The 13,781-nt window shown below is 65.0% G+C and carries 8 protein-coding genes; 4 read left to right on the top strand and 4 right to left on the bottom strand.

Annotated elements, in window-relative coordinates; all coding sequences use genetic code 11:
* Positions 1-138 precede the first annotated feature (138 nt).
* From NG898_RS10980 to NG898_RS10965, 4 genes are all read left to right on the top strand, one after another.
* Positions 139-1,257 carry an alginate lyase family protein gene (locus NG898_RS10980; RefSeq protein WP_252692319.1) on the top strand — a complete coding sequence of 373 codons (1,119 nt, stop codon included), beginning with the start codon at positions 139-141 and terminating at the stop codon, positions 1,255-1,257.
* A 95-nt stretch (positions 1,258-1,352) separates the two neighbouring features.
* Complete coding sequence (locus NG898_RS10975) at positions 1,353-2,729, top strand: L-serine ammonia-lyase (protein WP_252692318.1); 1,377 nt, start codon at positions 1,353-1,355, stop codon at positions 2,727-2,729.
* A 633-nt stretch (positions 2,730-3,362) separates the two neighbouring features.
* The gene (locus NG898_RS10970) at positions 3,363-5,420 is read left to right on the top strand and encodes an OPT family oligopeptide transporter (RefSeq protein WP_252692317.1); all 2,058 of its coding nucleotides are present in this window, start codon (positions 3,363-3,365) and stop codon (positions 5,418-5,420) included.
* Between the two features lie 14 nt (positions 5,421-5,434).
* Positions 5,435-5,950 (top strand): GNAT family N-acetyltransferase, encoded by a 516-nt coding sequence (locus NG898_RS10965; RefSeq protein ID WP_024977257.1) that lies wholly within the window; start codon positions 5,435-5,437, stop codon positions 5,948-5,950.
* A 15-nt stretch (positions 5,951-5,965) separates the two neighbouring features.
* On the opposite strand, the gene NG898_RS10960 is transcribed toward NG898_RS10965, so the two are convergent.
* The 4 genes from NG898_RS10960 to putA form a co-directional block, all read right to left on the bottom strand.
* On the bottom strand, positions 5,966-7,099 hold the full coding sequence (locus NG898_RS10960) for a YbdK family carboxylate-amine ligase (RefSeq protein WP_252692316.1): 1,134 nt from the start codon (positions 7,097-7,099) through the stop codon (positions 5,966-5,968).
* 5 nt (positions 7,100-7,104) lie between these two features.
* A complete protein-coding gene (locus NG898_RS10955) occupies positions 7,105-8,328 on the bottom strand; it encodes a cation:proton antiporter (protein WP_092976320.1) in 1,224 nt (407 codons plus the stop codon).
* 198 nt (positions 8,329-8,526) lie between these two features.
* Positions 8,527-9,660, bottom strand: coding sequence for a branched-chain amino acid ABC transporter substrate-binding protein (locus NG898_RS10950; RefSeq protein ID WP_252692315.1), 1,134 nt, complete (start codon positions 9,658-9,660; stop codon positions 8,527-8,529).
* Positions 9,661-9,790: 130 nt separating this feature from the next.
* The gene (gene putA / locus NG898_RS10945; RefSeq protein WP_252692314.1) at positions 9,791-13,762 is read right to left on the bottom strand and encodes a trifunctional transcriptional regulator/proline dehydrogenase/L-glutamate gamma-semialdehyde dehydrogenase; all 3,972 of its coding nucleotides are present in this window, start codon (positions 13,760-13,762) and stop codon (positions 9,791-9,793) included.
* Positions 13,763-13,781: the final 19 nt, after the last annotated feature.

Raw genomic sequence — 13,781 nt, 5'->3', positions numbered from 1 at the left:
GGCGGCGGGGCGGCATGCTCCGCCGCCGTGTCACATGTAACGTGGCGCAACCCCTGTAACCTGCTCTCACAACCGCTGTTTTCAGCGTTCCTCGCCGTTTATGGTGACGCCAGTTCACCCGATCGACGAGACTCTGCCATGCCGATGCTTCAACCTGCCTCGCTCTTCCGTCTGCTTGCGTGTGCTGCCGCTGTCGCGGTATGCGGCGCGTGCTCGCCGATACAAGCGAGCGCCGCGGCATCGGTGTACGCCGGCACGCACAATACGACGGGGCCGGCGCGCGATTGGTGCAGCGTTTCGCCCGCGCTGTCCGGCGAACCTGCTGCTGTCAAGCTGATCGCCCGCGCCACCCAGCACCTCGGGCAGACGCCGCACCCGTTGCCTCGCCTGCATACCGAAGGCACGTTGCCACACCAGGGCATCTACGACGAATCCGTTGTGGCCGCGCGGGACTTTCCGGTCATGCGCGACGCAGCAATGGCCTGGCGCCTCACGGGCGACATGCGGTTCGCCGAGCAGGTCGACACCTTTCTGCACGCGTGGGGCGGAACGTATGTACCGAGCTTCAACCCGATCGACGAGACGAAGTTCGATGCGCTGATCCAGGCCTATATGCTCGCGCGCGACGGCCTGACGCCGGGCACGCGCGCAGAGACGCAACGCTTCCTGCGCACGCTGGCCGAGGGCTATATTGCCCGCACCGAGGCTGCGCGCCAGCCGCTGTCCCACACGTGGGTGAACAACTGGCAAAGCCATCGCATCAAGCTGATGGCAATGTCGGCTGCCGCGCTGGGTGACCACGCGTTGCTCGCGCAGGTACATCGCCTGTTCCTGCAACAGGTCGCCAATAATGTGCGCCCGGACGGGTCAGTGGAAGATTTTGAAGACCGCGATGCACTTCACTACGTCGTCTACGACCTCGAGCCGCTGACGATGGCCGCGATTGCCGTGCAGCCTTTTGGCCAGCACTGGCTACATGAGCGCGCAGCCAACGGCGCCACGCTCGCCGCCGCCGTTGATTGGCTCGTGCCGTATGCCGATGGCAGCCGCATGCACGAGGAATACGTCCACTCGCACGTTGCCTTCGACAAGAAACGAGCCGACGCGGGCTTACCCGGCTTCTCCGGCATGTGGGAGCCGAAAAGCGCCGGCACGCTGTATTGGCAGGCTGCGCGACTGGATTCGAAATACCGCACGCTGGCCGAGCGGCTCGCCGCGACTGCGCCTGACTGGCTGGCGCTGTGCGCAGCCCTCTGAACGGCGAAGCGCTGTACTGACAGCGCGCGCCCAACAACCTGGCGCAAGCGGCCACAAGCCGCTTGCACCCTTTAACGCCCCCCGGAGCCTCACCCATGGCTGTTTCCGTTTTCGACCTCTTCAAGATCGGCATTGGCCCGTCCAGCTCGCACACCGTCGGGCCGATGCGCGCCGCGCTCATGTTTGCCTCCGGCCTGGAAGCCGATGGGCTGATGCCGCAAGTCGCCAGCGTGCGCGTGGAGCTGTACGGCTCGCTCGGCGCCACCGGCAAGGGCCACGGCACCGATCGCGGCGTCATCCTCGGCCTGATGGGCGAGGCGCCGGACACCATCGACCCGGACACCATCGAAGACAAGCTCGCGGCCCTGCGCGCGTCGCAGTCGCTGTCGCTGCTGGGCCGTCACGCGGTGCGCTTCACCGAAAAGGAGCACATCGCCTTCTATCGCCGCGAGGCGATGGCCGAGCATCCGAACGGCATGAAGTTCCACGCCTTCGATGCCGCAGGCGAGCGGCTGCGCGAAGCGCGCTACCTGTCGGTGGGCGGAGGCTTTGTCGTCACGGCCGGTGCGCCGAATACGCAAGTGCTGGCCGCGCACGACCAGTTGCCGCATCCATTCCGCAGCGGCAAAGAGCTGCTGGCGATGTGCGAATCGACGGGCAAATCCATCGCCCGGCTGATGCTCGAAAACGAACTGACGTCGCGCACGGAAGCTGAAGTGCGCGCTGGTCTGCTCAACATCTGGCACGTGATGCAGGCGTGCGTGGCGCGCGGCTGCCGCACGGAGGGCGAATTGCCGGGCCCGTTCCACGTGCGTCGCCGTGCCGCCGAGTTGTATTCACGGCTCACGGTGCAGGCCGAACGCACGCTGTCCGACCCGCTGTCAGTCATCGACTGGGTGAATCTGTATGCGATTGCCGTGAATGAAGAAAACGCTGCGGGCGGGCGCGTCGTCACGGCGCCGACCAACGGCGCAGCGGGCATCATCCCGGCCGTGATGCATTACTACGACCGCTTCGTGCCCGGCGCGAATGACGATGGCATCGTGGACTTCCTCCTCACCGCCGGCGCGATCGGCATGCTTTACAAGATGAATGCGTCGATCTCGGGTGCGGAAGTCGGGTGCCAGGGCGAAGTCGGCGTGGCGTGTTCGATGGCGGCCGGCGCGCTTGCTGCGGTGCTGGGTGGTACGCCTGCGCAGGTGGAGAACGCGGCTGAGATTGGCATGGAGCACAACCTGGGGCTGACATGCGACCCGGTCGGCGGGCTGGTGCAGATTCCGTGCATTGAGCGCAATGCGATGGCTTCTGTAAAGGCGGTGAATGCGGCGCGCATGGCGCTGCGCGGGGATGGCACGCATTATGTTTCGCTCGACTCCGTGATCAAGACGATGCGGGAGACGGGGGCGGATATGAAGACTAAGTACAAGGAGACTGCGCGGGGCGGACTGGCTGTGAATATTGTGGAGTGCTGATTTTGATTTTTGCCTTGGTGGTCCACACTCCTTTCGTTCCCTGCCGGGACCGACTCACTTTTCTTTGTCTTGCCAAAGAAAAGTAAGCAAAAGAAAGGCGCGCCCGAGATGGCGAAAGATTCCTTGAATTTGCGTAACCGGGCGGAGGTGGGGAAAACTCGCTGCGCTCAGACAAGCCTCCTTCCTTGATCCGCCCGCCCACAAAAATTCAAGGCGCCATCAAGGGCTCAACGTCAAAAGAAAAAGGCCAACCCGTCGCGAGGTTGGCCTTTGTCGTTTGGGCTTGCGTCCAGAGTGTTTTGCTTCTGTCTTTGACTTTCCCTGCCCTATGCGGCGCCTTGAATTTCTGTTGCAAGGAGGAAAAAGGAAGGGAAACTGTCTGAGCGCAGCGAGTTTTTCCCTTCCCCTCCTTGCGACATAAATTCAAGGAGGGGGTCGCCGCATCGGGCGCGCCTTTCTTTGCTTACTTTCTTTGGCAAGACAAAGAAAGTGAGTCAGCCCCGGCAGGGGATGAAACAAGGGATGGACCACAAACAACAAATCTAGAGGGCACCCCAAAAAAAACGCACAAGCCCCCGCCCCCATCCACTCCTATAATCCGCGCCACAAGAACCCTCTTTGGAGATCCGCAGGATGCAATCCCTCCATCCTCCCAAGCACATTCCGGCAGCGACCCTGCCGGAGCTGACGCTACGCGGCATGATCCTCGGTGCCATCATCACCGTAATTTTTACCGCTTCAAACGTGTACCTCGGCCTGAAGGTCGGCCTGACGTTCTCATCGGCGATTCCGGCAGCGGTCATTTCGATGGCGGTGCTGCGCATGCTCGGCGGCACGAACATCCTTGAGAACAACATGGTGCAGACGCAGGCGTCTGCGGCCGGGACGCTGTCTTCCATCATCTTCATCCTGCCCGGCCTGGTGATGATCGGGCACTGGCAAGGTTTCCCGTTCTGGCAAACGTTTGGAGTGTGCATGGCGGGCGGCATGCTCGGCGTGGTGTTCACGATTCCGCTGCGCCACGCGATGGTGGTGCAGAGCGACCTGCCCTATCCCGAAGGCGTGGCGGCGGCGGAAATCCTCCGCGTGGGCAGCGGCCAATCTGCTGACGGCGAAGACGCCGCCGATGGCGAGGCGGTGCCCGCCGCGACCGGCATGCGCGATCTCGCTGCCGGCGGCATTGTCGCGGCCATCGTGGCGTTCGCAACCAGCGGCCTGCGCCTGCTGGGCGAAGGGGCAAGCTGGTGGTTCGCAGCGGGTGCCGCGGTGGTGCGCTTGCCCATGGGCTTTTCAACGGCACTGCTGGGCGCGGGCTATCTGATCGGCCTGGTGGCGGGGCTTGCCATGCTGGTGGGCCTGGTGATCGCCTGGGGCATCGCCGTGCCGTATCTGACCTCCATTACGCCGATGCCGGCGGGCAAGGCGCTCTCGGCGTTCGGCACGGACGTGTGGCGCACGCAGGTGCGTTTTATCGGTGCAGGCGTGATTGCGGTGGCGGCCGTGTGGACGCTGGGCACGCTGATCGGCCCGGTGGTGCACGGTGTAAAGCGTTCGTTCGGCAGCCTGCGCCCGAAGGCCGATGGCGGCGCCCAGCGCACCGAGCAGGACATGGCACCGCGCTGGATTCTGCTGGTCACGCTGGCGATGGTCGTGGTGCTGGTGATCACGTTTGCCGCATTCCTGGCGCCGACCATGCTGTCGGCCGGCTCGCGCTGGACGCTGATCACCTGCGCGGTGATCTTTGCGGTGGTGTTCGGCTTTCTGGTGGCAGCGGCGTGCGGCTACATGGCCGGGCTGATCGGTTCGTCGTCGAGCCCGATTTCAGGCATTGGCATCATCGCCATCACCTTGGTGTCGCTGCTGCTGTTGGCTATCGGCGCGGACAACGGCATCGTTGGTTCGCCCGAAGCGAGCAAGCTGGGCATTGCGCTGGCCATCTTCACAACCTCGGCCGTGGTGGCCGTGGCGACCATCTCCAATGACAACCTGCAGGATCTGAAGACAGGCTGGCTGGTTGGTGCCACGCCATGGCGCCAGCAGGTGGCGCTGCTGATCGGCTGCGTGGCGGGCGCGGCGGTCATCTCGCCGGTGCTGGAACTGCTGTACAACGCGTATGGTTTTCCGGGTGCGCTGCCGCGTGCCGGTATGGACGCGGCGCAGGCGCTGTCCGCCCCGCAGGCGACGCTCATGACGGCCATTGCCACCGGCATCTTCACGCACCAGCTGGAATGGAACATGGTGATTGCGGGCATCGTCATCGGTGTGCTCCTGATCGCCGTCGACTGGGCGCTCAAGCAGCGTGGCGGTGTCGCCCGTCTGCCGGTGCTGGCGGTGGGCATCGGCATCTACCTGCCGCCGACGATCAGCACAGTGCTGGTGACCGGCGCGGTGCTGGCGTGGGTCATCGAGAAAATTCTCTCCAAGCGTGCGCAGGCGGCCGGTGTGCCGTACGAGCGCTATGCCGAGGTGCCGAACCGCCACGGCGTGCTGCTGGCGTCGGGCCTGATCGTGGGCGAAAGTCTGGTCGGCGTATTGATGGCAGCCATCATCGGGGCCACGGGCAAGGATGCGCCGCTGGCGATCGTGGGCGCGTCGTTTGAAGGCACGGCGCAATGGCTTGGGCTGATCGTGTTCGCCTTGGTATGCTGGGCCTTCGCGCGCCGCGTACTGGCGGTGCGTCCGACTCATTGACCCCATCCCGCAATATGCTGCTCCGCGACGCAACGCAGGCCGACCTGCCGGCCATCCTCGCCATCTACAACGACGTGATCGCCACCTCCAACGCGATCTACACCGAAACGCCGGTCACGCTGGAAGACCGCACCGCGTGGCTGGCGTTGCGTGCCACGCAGGGGTATCCGGTGCTGGTGGCCGATGATGGCGGGCAGGTAGCAGGCGTTGCATCGTTTGGGGATTTCCGGCCGTACCCGGGCTTTCGAACCACCGTCGAGCACTCGGTGCATATTCATCGCGACTGGCGCGGCAAGGGCCTGGGCAGCCTGCTGGTTGAAGCGCTGTGCGAACGCGCCGCGGCGCTGGGCAAACACCTGATGGTGGGCGCCATCGACGGCGCCAATGCAGGCTCGATCCGCCTGCACGAAAAGCTCGGCTTCAAGGAAGTGGGCCGCATGCCCGAGGCGGCCATCAAGCACGGCCAGTGGCTCGACCTCGTGTTCATGCAGCGCTGGCTTGAAGCGCCTGGAACGGTCCGCAACGACTGACCGTTCCTCGATGCGTCAGGCGGGCTGCGTTGCCGCCTGCGTCCAACGCCCGCAGCCGCGTCGCACGGTCTCGTGCAGGTTGCGGGTTTCACGTTGCGCCGCGCGGATCCATTCGGCATCCGCATCTCGCGCCTCCACCACCTCCCGCACCATATCCAGCGCGCCTTCGGACGACAGCGCTTCGGCATGTGTCGACAGCACCTTGCTCGTTTCCAGGATGTGATCAGCCAGCGCACCGCGGTTGCCCGTGGCCGGGTCGACGTATTCGCCGGCCAGCCCGAAGCGGCATGCCTGGAAGCGGTTGAAGGTGTAGACGAGGTAATCGTCTTCCTCGGGCATGAACGGGCGATCGAGCAGCAGCCAGCGGCCCAATGCCTGGATATAGGCGGCGATTGCGGCCGCGCGTTCGACGGTCAGCGGGGTGTCCATCACGCGGACTTCGATCGTGCCGAATTCGGGCTTGGGGCGGATGTCCCAGTAGAAGTCCTTCATGCTTTCGATCACGCCCGTGGCGTGCATCTTGTCGAAGTACGCAATGAAGGCATCCCACGTCAGCACGAACGGCGCGCGGCCCGACATCGGGAAGGCGCTGACCGAGTTCATGCGCGCGGAAGCAAACCCCGTATCCACGCCCTGCACGAACGGCGACGACGCGGCCAGCGCAATGAAGTGGGGCACGTAGCGCGACATGGCGTGCAGCAGGTACAGCGCGTCGTCGGGATTGGGGCAGCCAATATGCACGTGCTGCCCGAACACGGTGAACTGCTTGGCGAGATAACCGTACAGATCCGAGATGTACTGATAGCGCGGCGATTGCGAAATCTGGCGCTGGCTCCATTGCTGGAACGGGTGCGTGCCGCCACCGCAGATGCCGATGTTCAGCGCCGTGGCGGCGTCGGCCATGCGGTCGCGCATCTCGCGCAACTGCCAGAGCGCCTCGTCATGGCTGTGGCAGATGCCGGTGGAGATCTCGATCATCGAATCGGTGATCTCCGGCTTGATGTCGCCGGGGTATTCCTTGCCCTTGAGCATGCGCAGCAGGTCGGGCGACGCTGACGCGAGGTCGTAGTCATGGCGATTGACGAGCTGCAGTTCCAGCTCGACGCCAAACGTCAGGGCTTCGGATTTCGAGAACGGTTCGAGGGACATGGGGCTCAGTGCCTCCCTTCGTCTTGTCGCACCTCACCTGCCCAGCGCAGCGAACGCGCGGTCAGGATCGGCGCGGCAATCTGTTGGATCGCCAGCGTGCAAAGAATGATGGCCGCAAGCGGCCCGCCGGTTTGTGGATACAGTGCCGCCGTATCGTGCATCAGCAACCATGACAGTCCCGACATGGGCCCAAGCGCCAGGCCCAGCGCGATGCTCTGCCGCATCGACAGGCCCGAGAACGAGCCCAGCGCCGTCGTGGCCGCCAGTTTGGCAATGAAGCGCGACAGCACCAGCGCCACCGCCGCCACACCGCCGATCACCCAGTCCGACGCCTTGAGCGGCAAACCAAGCGACACGATCATCACCACAATGAGGATGCTGCCAGCGCTGCCGAAGTGCGACGGCCACACGCGCGGGTGATCGTCCTGATGCTTGAACACCACGCCTGCCAGCAGCAACGTGAGCGGCACCGACAGCTTGAGCAGCTTGGCCATCGCCAGCGCAAACAGGACCAGGCCGACCAGCACCAGAAACGCGTAGTGATCGTCACCCGCCATGCGGTGATACAACGCATGGCCCACCTTGCCGACCACCCAGGCAAGGAGCACGGAACCTGCCAGCAGGTACAGCGGATGGAGCAGCGCCGCCGCCCAATGACCGTATTCGCTGTGCAGCCAGCCCGCGGTCAGCGGCACCAGCACGCTGGCGTAGATGCTGTTGAGCGCGCCCAGCGAGAGCAACCGCTCCGTCACCTGGCCTTCGGCGCGCAGCTCGTTCTTCAGTTGCAGCAGCACCGTGGGGGACGTGGCCACGGCGATGGCGCCTGCGGCCACCGCCACCGGCGTCGCCACGCCAAACAGCTGTAGCACCCAGGTGACGAGGCCCCAGGTCAGCAGGCTCTCGAAGCCACTGGTAAGCAAGAGCCAACGATTGGCACGCAGCCACTCGAACGACAACCGGTGACCCAGTTCGAACAGCGCCAACGCCAGCGCCATCTCGATCAGGATGTGGGTCTGGTCGAGCATGTCGGCGTCGATGAGCGGGCGGCCCAGCACGCCGGCCACCAGCCCCGCTGCCGCGTAGCCGACGATGCGCGGCAGCTTGAGCGCCGCACGCGCAAACTCGCCGCACAACGCCGCACCGACCAGCGCCAGCCCGACCCAGAAAAGACCGCCGGGTTCGGGCGGCCACGAAGGGAAGAGATCGTGAAGTCCTGTCATGGGCGACATGGTACCCGAAGCACCCGCTTGGGAAAGTCAGCCAAGCACTGACACGCGTTAGACCCGTGTTACACGATATTTAACAATAGATCGATGGTGTTGAATGCAGAAGGCGACAACTCTGCGTTTGGAGACGTTGGCCGCCAGCAAAGAAAAACCGCCCCGGAGGGCGGTTTTCATACTGCGAATGGCTGAGAGCCGGTCGGATTACTTGCCGCCGACACTCTCCAGCGGCGTCCACTTGCCGCCGGTGACCTTGTAGACGGTGATACCGCCGTCCTTGAGGTCGCCCTTGTCGTCGTAGGCGTAATGCTTGGCGGTCACGCCTTGCATGTTGGTCGCGGCCAGGATCGGCAGGTACTTGCTCGGATCCGACGAGCCGGCCTTCACCATGGCTTGCATCAGGGCCATCGCGCCGTCGTAGGCGTACGGCGAGTACGTCTGCACCGGCGTGCCGAAGCGCTTCTCATAGCGGGCCTTGTAGCCAGCGCCGCCCGGCATTTGCTCCAGCGGCAGACCGGCCAGCGAGCACACCACGCCTTCGGCCGATTGCGCGCCAGCCAGCTTGATGAAGTCGTCGGTCTTGGACATTTCGCCCGACATCAGCGTGGACTTCATGCCCAGTTCGCGCATCTGCTTGACCAGCGGAGCCGATTGGCCTTCCGCGCCGCCGTAGAACACGGCGTCAGGCTTCTTGGCCTTGATCTGCGTGAGGATCGACTTGAAGTCGCTGGCCTTGTCGTTGGTGAACTCGCGACGCACGATGGTGGCGCCGGCAGCCTTGGCGGCCTTCTCGAACTCGTCTGCCAGACCTTGGCCGTAAGCGGTGCGGTCATCAACGATGGCGATGTTCTTGTAGCCCAGCTTCTTGACGGCGTACGTGCCGACCACCGAACCCTGCTGGGTGTCGGAAGTCATCATGCGGAATGTCGTCTTGTAGCCTTGCTTCGTGTATTCCGGTGCCGTTGCCATCGCAATTTCTGCAATGCCGGCGTTGTTGTAGATGCGCGAGGCCGGGATGGTCGTACCCGAGTTGAAGTGGCCCAGCATGCCCTTGATGCCGCTGTCCACAAGCTTCTGTGCGACGGTGGTGCCGGTCTTCGGGTCAGCCTGGTCGTCTTCCGAGATCAGCTGGAACTTGACTTCCTTGCCGGCGATCTTCGGCTTGGTGGCGTTGAACTCTTCCACAGCCAGCGTCAGACCGTTCTGCATGTCCTTGCCGTACTGGGCTTGAGGACCGGTCATCGGGCCGGCGTAGCCCAGCTTGATGACTTCTTGGGCCGATGCCGCACTACCCAGCGCGCACAGCGCCGCCGCCAGACACAGTTGCTTCAATTTCATTTGTGCGTCTCCTAGTTCAAACGCAATTTGGATCAATAGCGCGACGGGATCACCGTCGCCCTCCTCCCGCTTCGCGCGCCATCCGTACCCGTCGTGCGGATGCCGCTGCGAATCCTGCTCGTGCTCCCCGTCAGCCGATGGTCATCAGGCTGGCGTTGCCACCCGCTGCGGCCGTATTGACCGACAGCGAACGCTCGATCAGCAGGCGCTCCAGCGCCAGCCCTTCCCCGCCATGCGGCAGGCCTTGCACGCCCACGATCGGGCCGGCACGTCGTGCCAGTCCTTCGCAAATGGCGCGCAGATGGTCCGAATCGCCGTGGTGCAGCACCGCATCAAATGCCGCTTCGTCGGTCGACCCGACCACACGGACGCGCGATTGTACTGCCGCCGGCAAGCCCCGAAGTACCGCTTCGATGGCAGGGTTTTCCTGCACAACGGCCACGCTGCCCACGGCCAGCACAGCCGCCAGCTGGCGCAGCCAATCGGCCGGATCCGCCGCCACGCACAGCACCGCTTCGCGCGGCAGCAGCGTGTAGGTGTTGCGCTCGCCCGTCGGGCCCGGCAGCGTGGCCGTGGCGCCCGTGGCCGACGCCGCAGCCAGGCGTTCGCACAGCGATGCCAGCTCAGGCGACTGCTTGCGTGCCCAATCCGTCAGCGCATCGAACGGCGCCAGCAGCGCGCGGCGCGCATCGGTATCGATTTCCGTGCCGGCGCCAGCGGTCAGTTCCAGCGCAGTGCGCATGCCGTCCTGCGGGCACGTCGACAGCAAACGCAGCAGATACAGCGGGCCGCCGGCCTTCGGACCCGTGCCCGACAGGCCTTCGCCGCCAAACGGCTGCACGCCCACCACGGCGCCGACGATATTGCGGTTCACATACAGGTTGCCGACGTGCGCCCGATCCACCACGTGCGCGATGGTCTCGTCGATACGCGTATGGATGCCCAGCGTCAGGCCGTAGCCCGTGCCGTTGATCTGCTCGATCAGCTTGGTCAAGCCGGCGTTGTCACCGGAGCGTTTCCAGCGCACCACGTGCAGCACGGGGCCGAAGATCTCGCGCGTCAGGTCCGACAGGCTGTCGAGTTCGATGACGGTGGGGGGCACAAACGTACCGTGCGCGCAGGCGGCCGGCACCGGCGCCTGATGCACACGGCGGCCCTTGGCGCGCATCGCTTCGATGTGGCCGACGATGTTGTCGCGCGCTTCGGCGTCGATCACCGGGCCGACATCGGTGGCGAGGCGATCCGGATTGCCCATCGCCAGTTCGGCCATGCCGCCCTTGAGCATCGCGAGCACGCGGTCAGCCACGTCATCCTGCAGGCACAGCACGCGCAGCGCCGAGCACCGCTGGCCTGCCGAATCAAACGCAGACGACAGCACATCGGCCACCACCTGCTCGGCCAGCGCAGACGAATCGACAATCATCGCGTTCTGGCCGCCGGTCTCAGCAATCAGGGGGATCGGCGCGCCGTTGGCGTCCAGGCGGCCAGCCAGCGTGCGCTGCAGGATGCGCGCGACTTCGGTCGAGCCGGTAAACATCACGCCCTTGGTCCGCATGTCCTTCACCAGCGCCGCGCCGACGGTCTCGCCACGGCCCGGCAGCAGTTGCACAGCACCGGCCGGCACGCCGGCTTCACGCAGAATGCGCACGGCCTGGGCGGCGATCAACGGGGTCTGCTCGGCAGGCTTGGCCAGGACCGGGTTGCCTGCAGCAAGCGCTGCGCTCACCTGGCCGGTGAAGATTGCCAGCGGGAAGTTCCACGGGCTGATACAGACCACGGGGCCCAGCGGGCGATGCGTGTCGTTCGAGAAACCGCCGCGCACTTGCGCTGCGTAATAGCGCAGGAAATCGACGGCTTCGCGCACTTCGGCGATGGCGTTCGACAGCGTCTTGCCCGCCTCGCGAATGATCAGCCCCATCAGGTGCTGCATCTCGTCTTCCATCAGGTCCGCTGCGCGATCGAGCAGCGCGGCACGCGCTTCCGGCGGTGTGGCTTGCCAGATCGGAGCGGCAGCGGCGGCGGCCGACAGCGCGGCATCCACATCGGCTTCGGTGGCTTCCGTCACGTGGCCAACGATATCGCGCAGGTCCGACGGATTGCGCACCGGTTGCGGTGTGCCGCCAGCGTATGGCGCATCGCCGATGGTCGGCTGGGCCGTCCAGACGGTGCTCGTGCCCGCAAGAAGGGCGGACGACAACGACGCCAGGCGCTGCTCATTCGCCAGGTCAATGCCCGACGAGTTGGCGCGCACGTCACCGTAGAGGTGGCGCGGCAGCGGAATCTTCGGATGCGGCAGGCCGAGCGTCCCTTCATCGGCGTGCATCTTTTCCACCACCGCCACCGGGTCGGCGACGAGGTCGTCCAGAGGAATCGACTCATCCGCAATACGGTTCACGAACGAGGTGTTGGCGCCGTTTTCCAGCAGACGGCGCACGAGGTAGGCCAGCAGCGTTTCATGCGTGCCGACCGGCGCGTAGATACGGCACGGGCGGTTCAGCTTGCCCGGCTTGTTGCCGACGACCTGCTCATACAGCGGTTCGCCCATGCCATGCAGGCACTGGAATTCGTATTGGCCGGGGTAATAGTTTTGGCCGGCCATGTGGTAAATGGCCGCCAGCGTGTGCGCGTTGTGCGTGGCGAACTGCGGGAAGATCGCTTCCGGGGCGGCCAGCAGCTTGCGTGCGCAGGCCAGGTACGACACGTCGGTATAGACCTTGCGCGTGTAGACCGGGTAGCCCTCCAGGCCGTCGACCTGGGCGCGCTTGACCTCGCTGTCCCAATACGCGCCCTTCACCAGGCGGATCATCAGGCGGTGCTTGCTGCGGCGTGCCAGATCGATGATGTAGTCGAGCACGAACGGGCAGCGCTTCTGATAGCCCTGCACCACGAAGCCGATGCCGTTCCAGCCGGCCAGCTCGGGCGCAAAGCACAGGCGCTCCAGCAGGTCGAGCGACAGCTCCAGGCGATCGGCCTCTTCCGCATCGATGTTGATGCCGATGTCGTATTCACGCGCCAGCATCGCCAGCGCCTTCACACGCGGATACAGCTCGTTAATCGTGCGGTCGTACTGCGCGCGCGCGTAGCGCGGATGCAGCGCCGACAGCTTGATCGAGATGCCCGGCCCTTCGTAGATGCCGCGCCCGCCCGACGCCTGCCCGATCGCGCGGATGGCCTGCTCGTACGACGCGAGGTAGCGCTGCGCATCTTCCTCCGTCATCGCGGCCTCGCCGAGCATGTCGTAGGAATAGCGGAAGCCTTCGGCCTCGAACTTGCGCGCGTTGGCCAGCGCTTCGGAAATGGTTTCGCCGGTGACGAACTGCTCGCCCATCAGGCGCATCGCCATGTCCACGCCCTTGCGGATCAGCGGCTCGCCGCTCTTGCCGATGATGCGCGTGAGCGCCTTCGACAGCCCTGCTTCGTTGTGGGTGGCGACCAGCTTGCCCGTGAGCAGCAGGCCCCAGGTGGCGGCATTCACAAACAGCGACGGGCTCTGGCCGACATGCGAATACCAGTTGCCGTTGCTGATCTTGTCGCGGATGAGTGCGTCGCGCGTGGCCTTGTCGGGAATGCGCAGCAGCGCCTCGGCCAGGCACATCAGCGCCACGCCTTCCTGGCTCGACAAGGAGAATTCCTGGATCAGGCCCTGCACCAGCCCTTCGCGGCCAGTGCCGACCTTTTGCGTGCGCAGCTTGCCGGCGAGGTCCCGTGCGAGCTGCTTGGCTTCCGAAGCGAGCGCGCCCGGCAGACGGGCCTGCTCCAGCAGCATCGGAATGGCTTCGGTTTCCGGCCGGCGATAAGCGGCGGTGATGGCAGCGCGCAAGACCGATTGCGGTTGCACGCTTTGTGCGAATTCGAGGAACGGTTGCACCGCGGGTTCGTCACCCTCGTGCACGTCCGAGACGGCTGCGGCGGCGGACGGGAGGCCATCCGCCGCCGGGCCGTTTGCATCAGTTGGCAGCTGCCCCCGCTCCACTTGATCCAGATACGTGAAGATCGCCTGCTTGATCAGCCAGTGCGGCGTGCGGTCAATGGACTGCGCAACGCGCTTGAGGCGTTCACGCGAAGCATCGTCCAGCTTGACCCCGAGGGTGGTTGTAGCCATGTGGGTTCCTATCCAGAGC

It is taken from the genome of Ralstonia mojiangensis, from assembly GCF_023955645.1.
GTDB lineage: Bacteria > Pseudomonadota > Gammaproteobacteria > Burkholderiales > Burkholderiaceae > Ralstonia > Ralstonia mojiangensis.
This window is presented reverse-complemented; position numbering and strand designations above follow the sequence as displayed.

Excerpts from the sequence above, each read along its gene's own strand:
- NG898_RS10980 (WP_252692319.1), top strand. The coding sequence starts at position 139 with ATGCCGATGCTTCAACCTGCCTCGCTCTTCCGTCTGCTTGCGTGTGCT.
- NG898_RS10975 (WP_252692318.1), top strand. The coding sequence starts at position 1,353 with ATGGCTGTTTCCGTTTTCGACCTCTTCAAGATCGGCATTGGCCCGTCC.
- NG898_RS10970 (WP_252692317.1), top strand. The coding sequence starts at position 3,363 with ATGCAATCCCTCCATCCTCCCAAGCACATTCCGGCAGCGACCCTGCCG.
- NG898_RS10965 (WP_024977257.1), top strand. The coding sequence starts at position 5,435 with ATGCTGCTCCGCGACGCAACGCAGGCCGACCTGCCGGCCATCCTCGCC.
- NG898_RS10960 (WP_252692316.1), bottom strand. The coding sequence starts at position 7,099 with ATGTCCCTCGAACCGTTCTCGAAATCCGAAGCCCTGACGTTTGGCGTC.
- NG898_RS10955 (WP_092976320.1), bottom strand. The coding sequence starts at position 8,328 with ATGTCGCCCATGACAGGACTTCACGATCTCTTCCCTTCGTGGCCGCCC.
- NG898_RS10950 (WP_252692315.1), bottom strand. The coding sequence starts at position 9,660 with ATGAAATTGAAGCAACTGTGTCTGGCGGCGGCGCTGTGCGCGCTGGGT.
- putA (WP_252692314.1), bottom strand. The coding sequence starts at position 13,762 with ATGGCTACAACCACCCTCGGGGTCAAGCTGGACGATGCTTCGCGTGAA.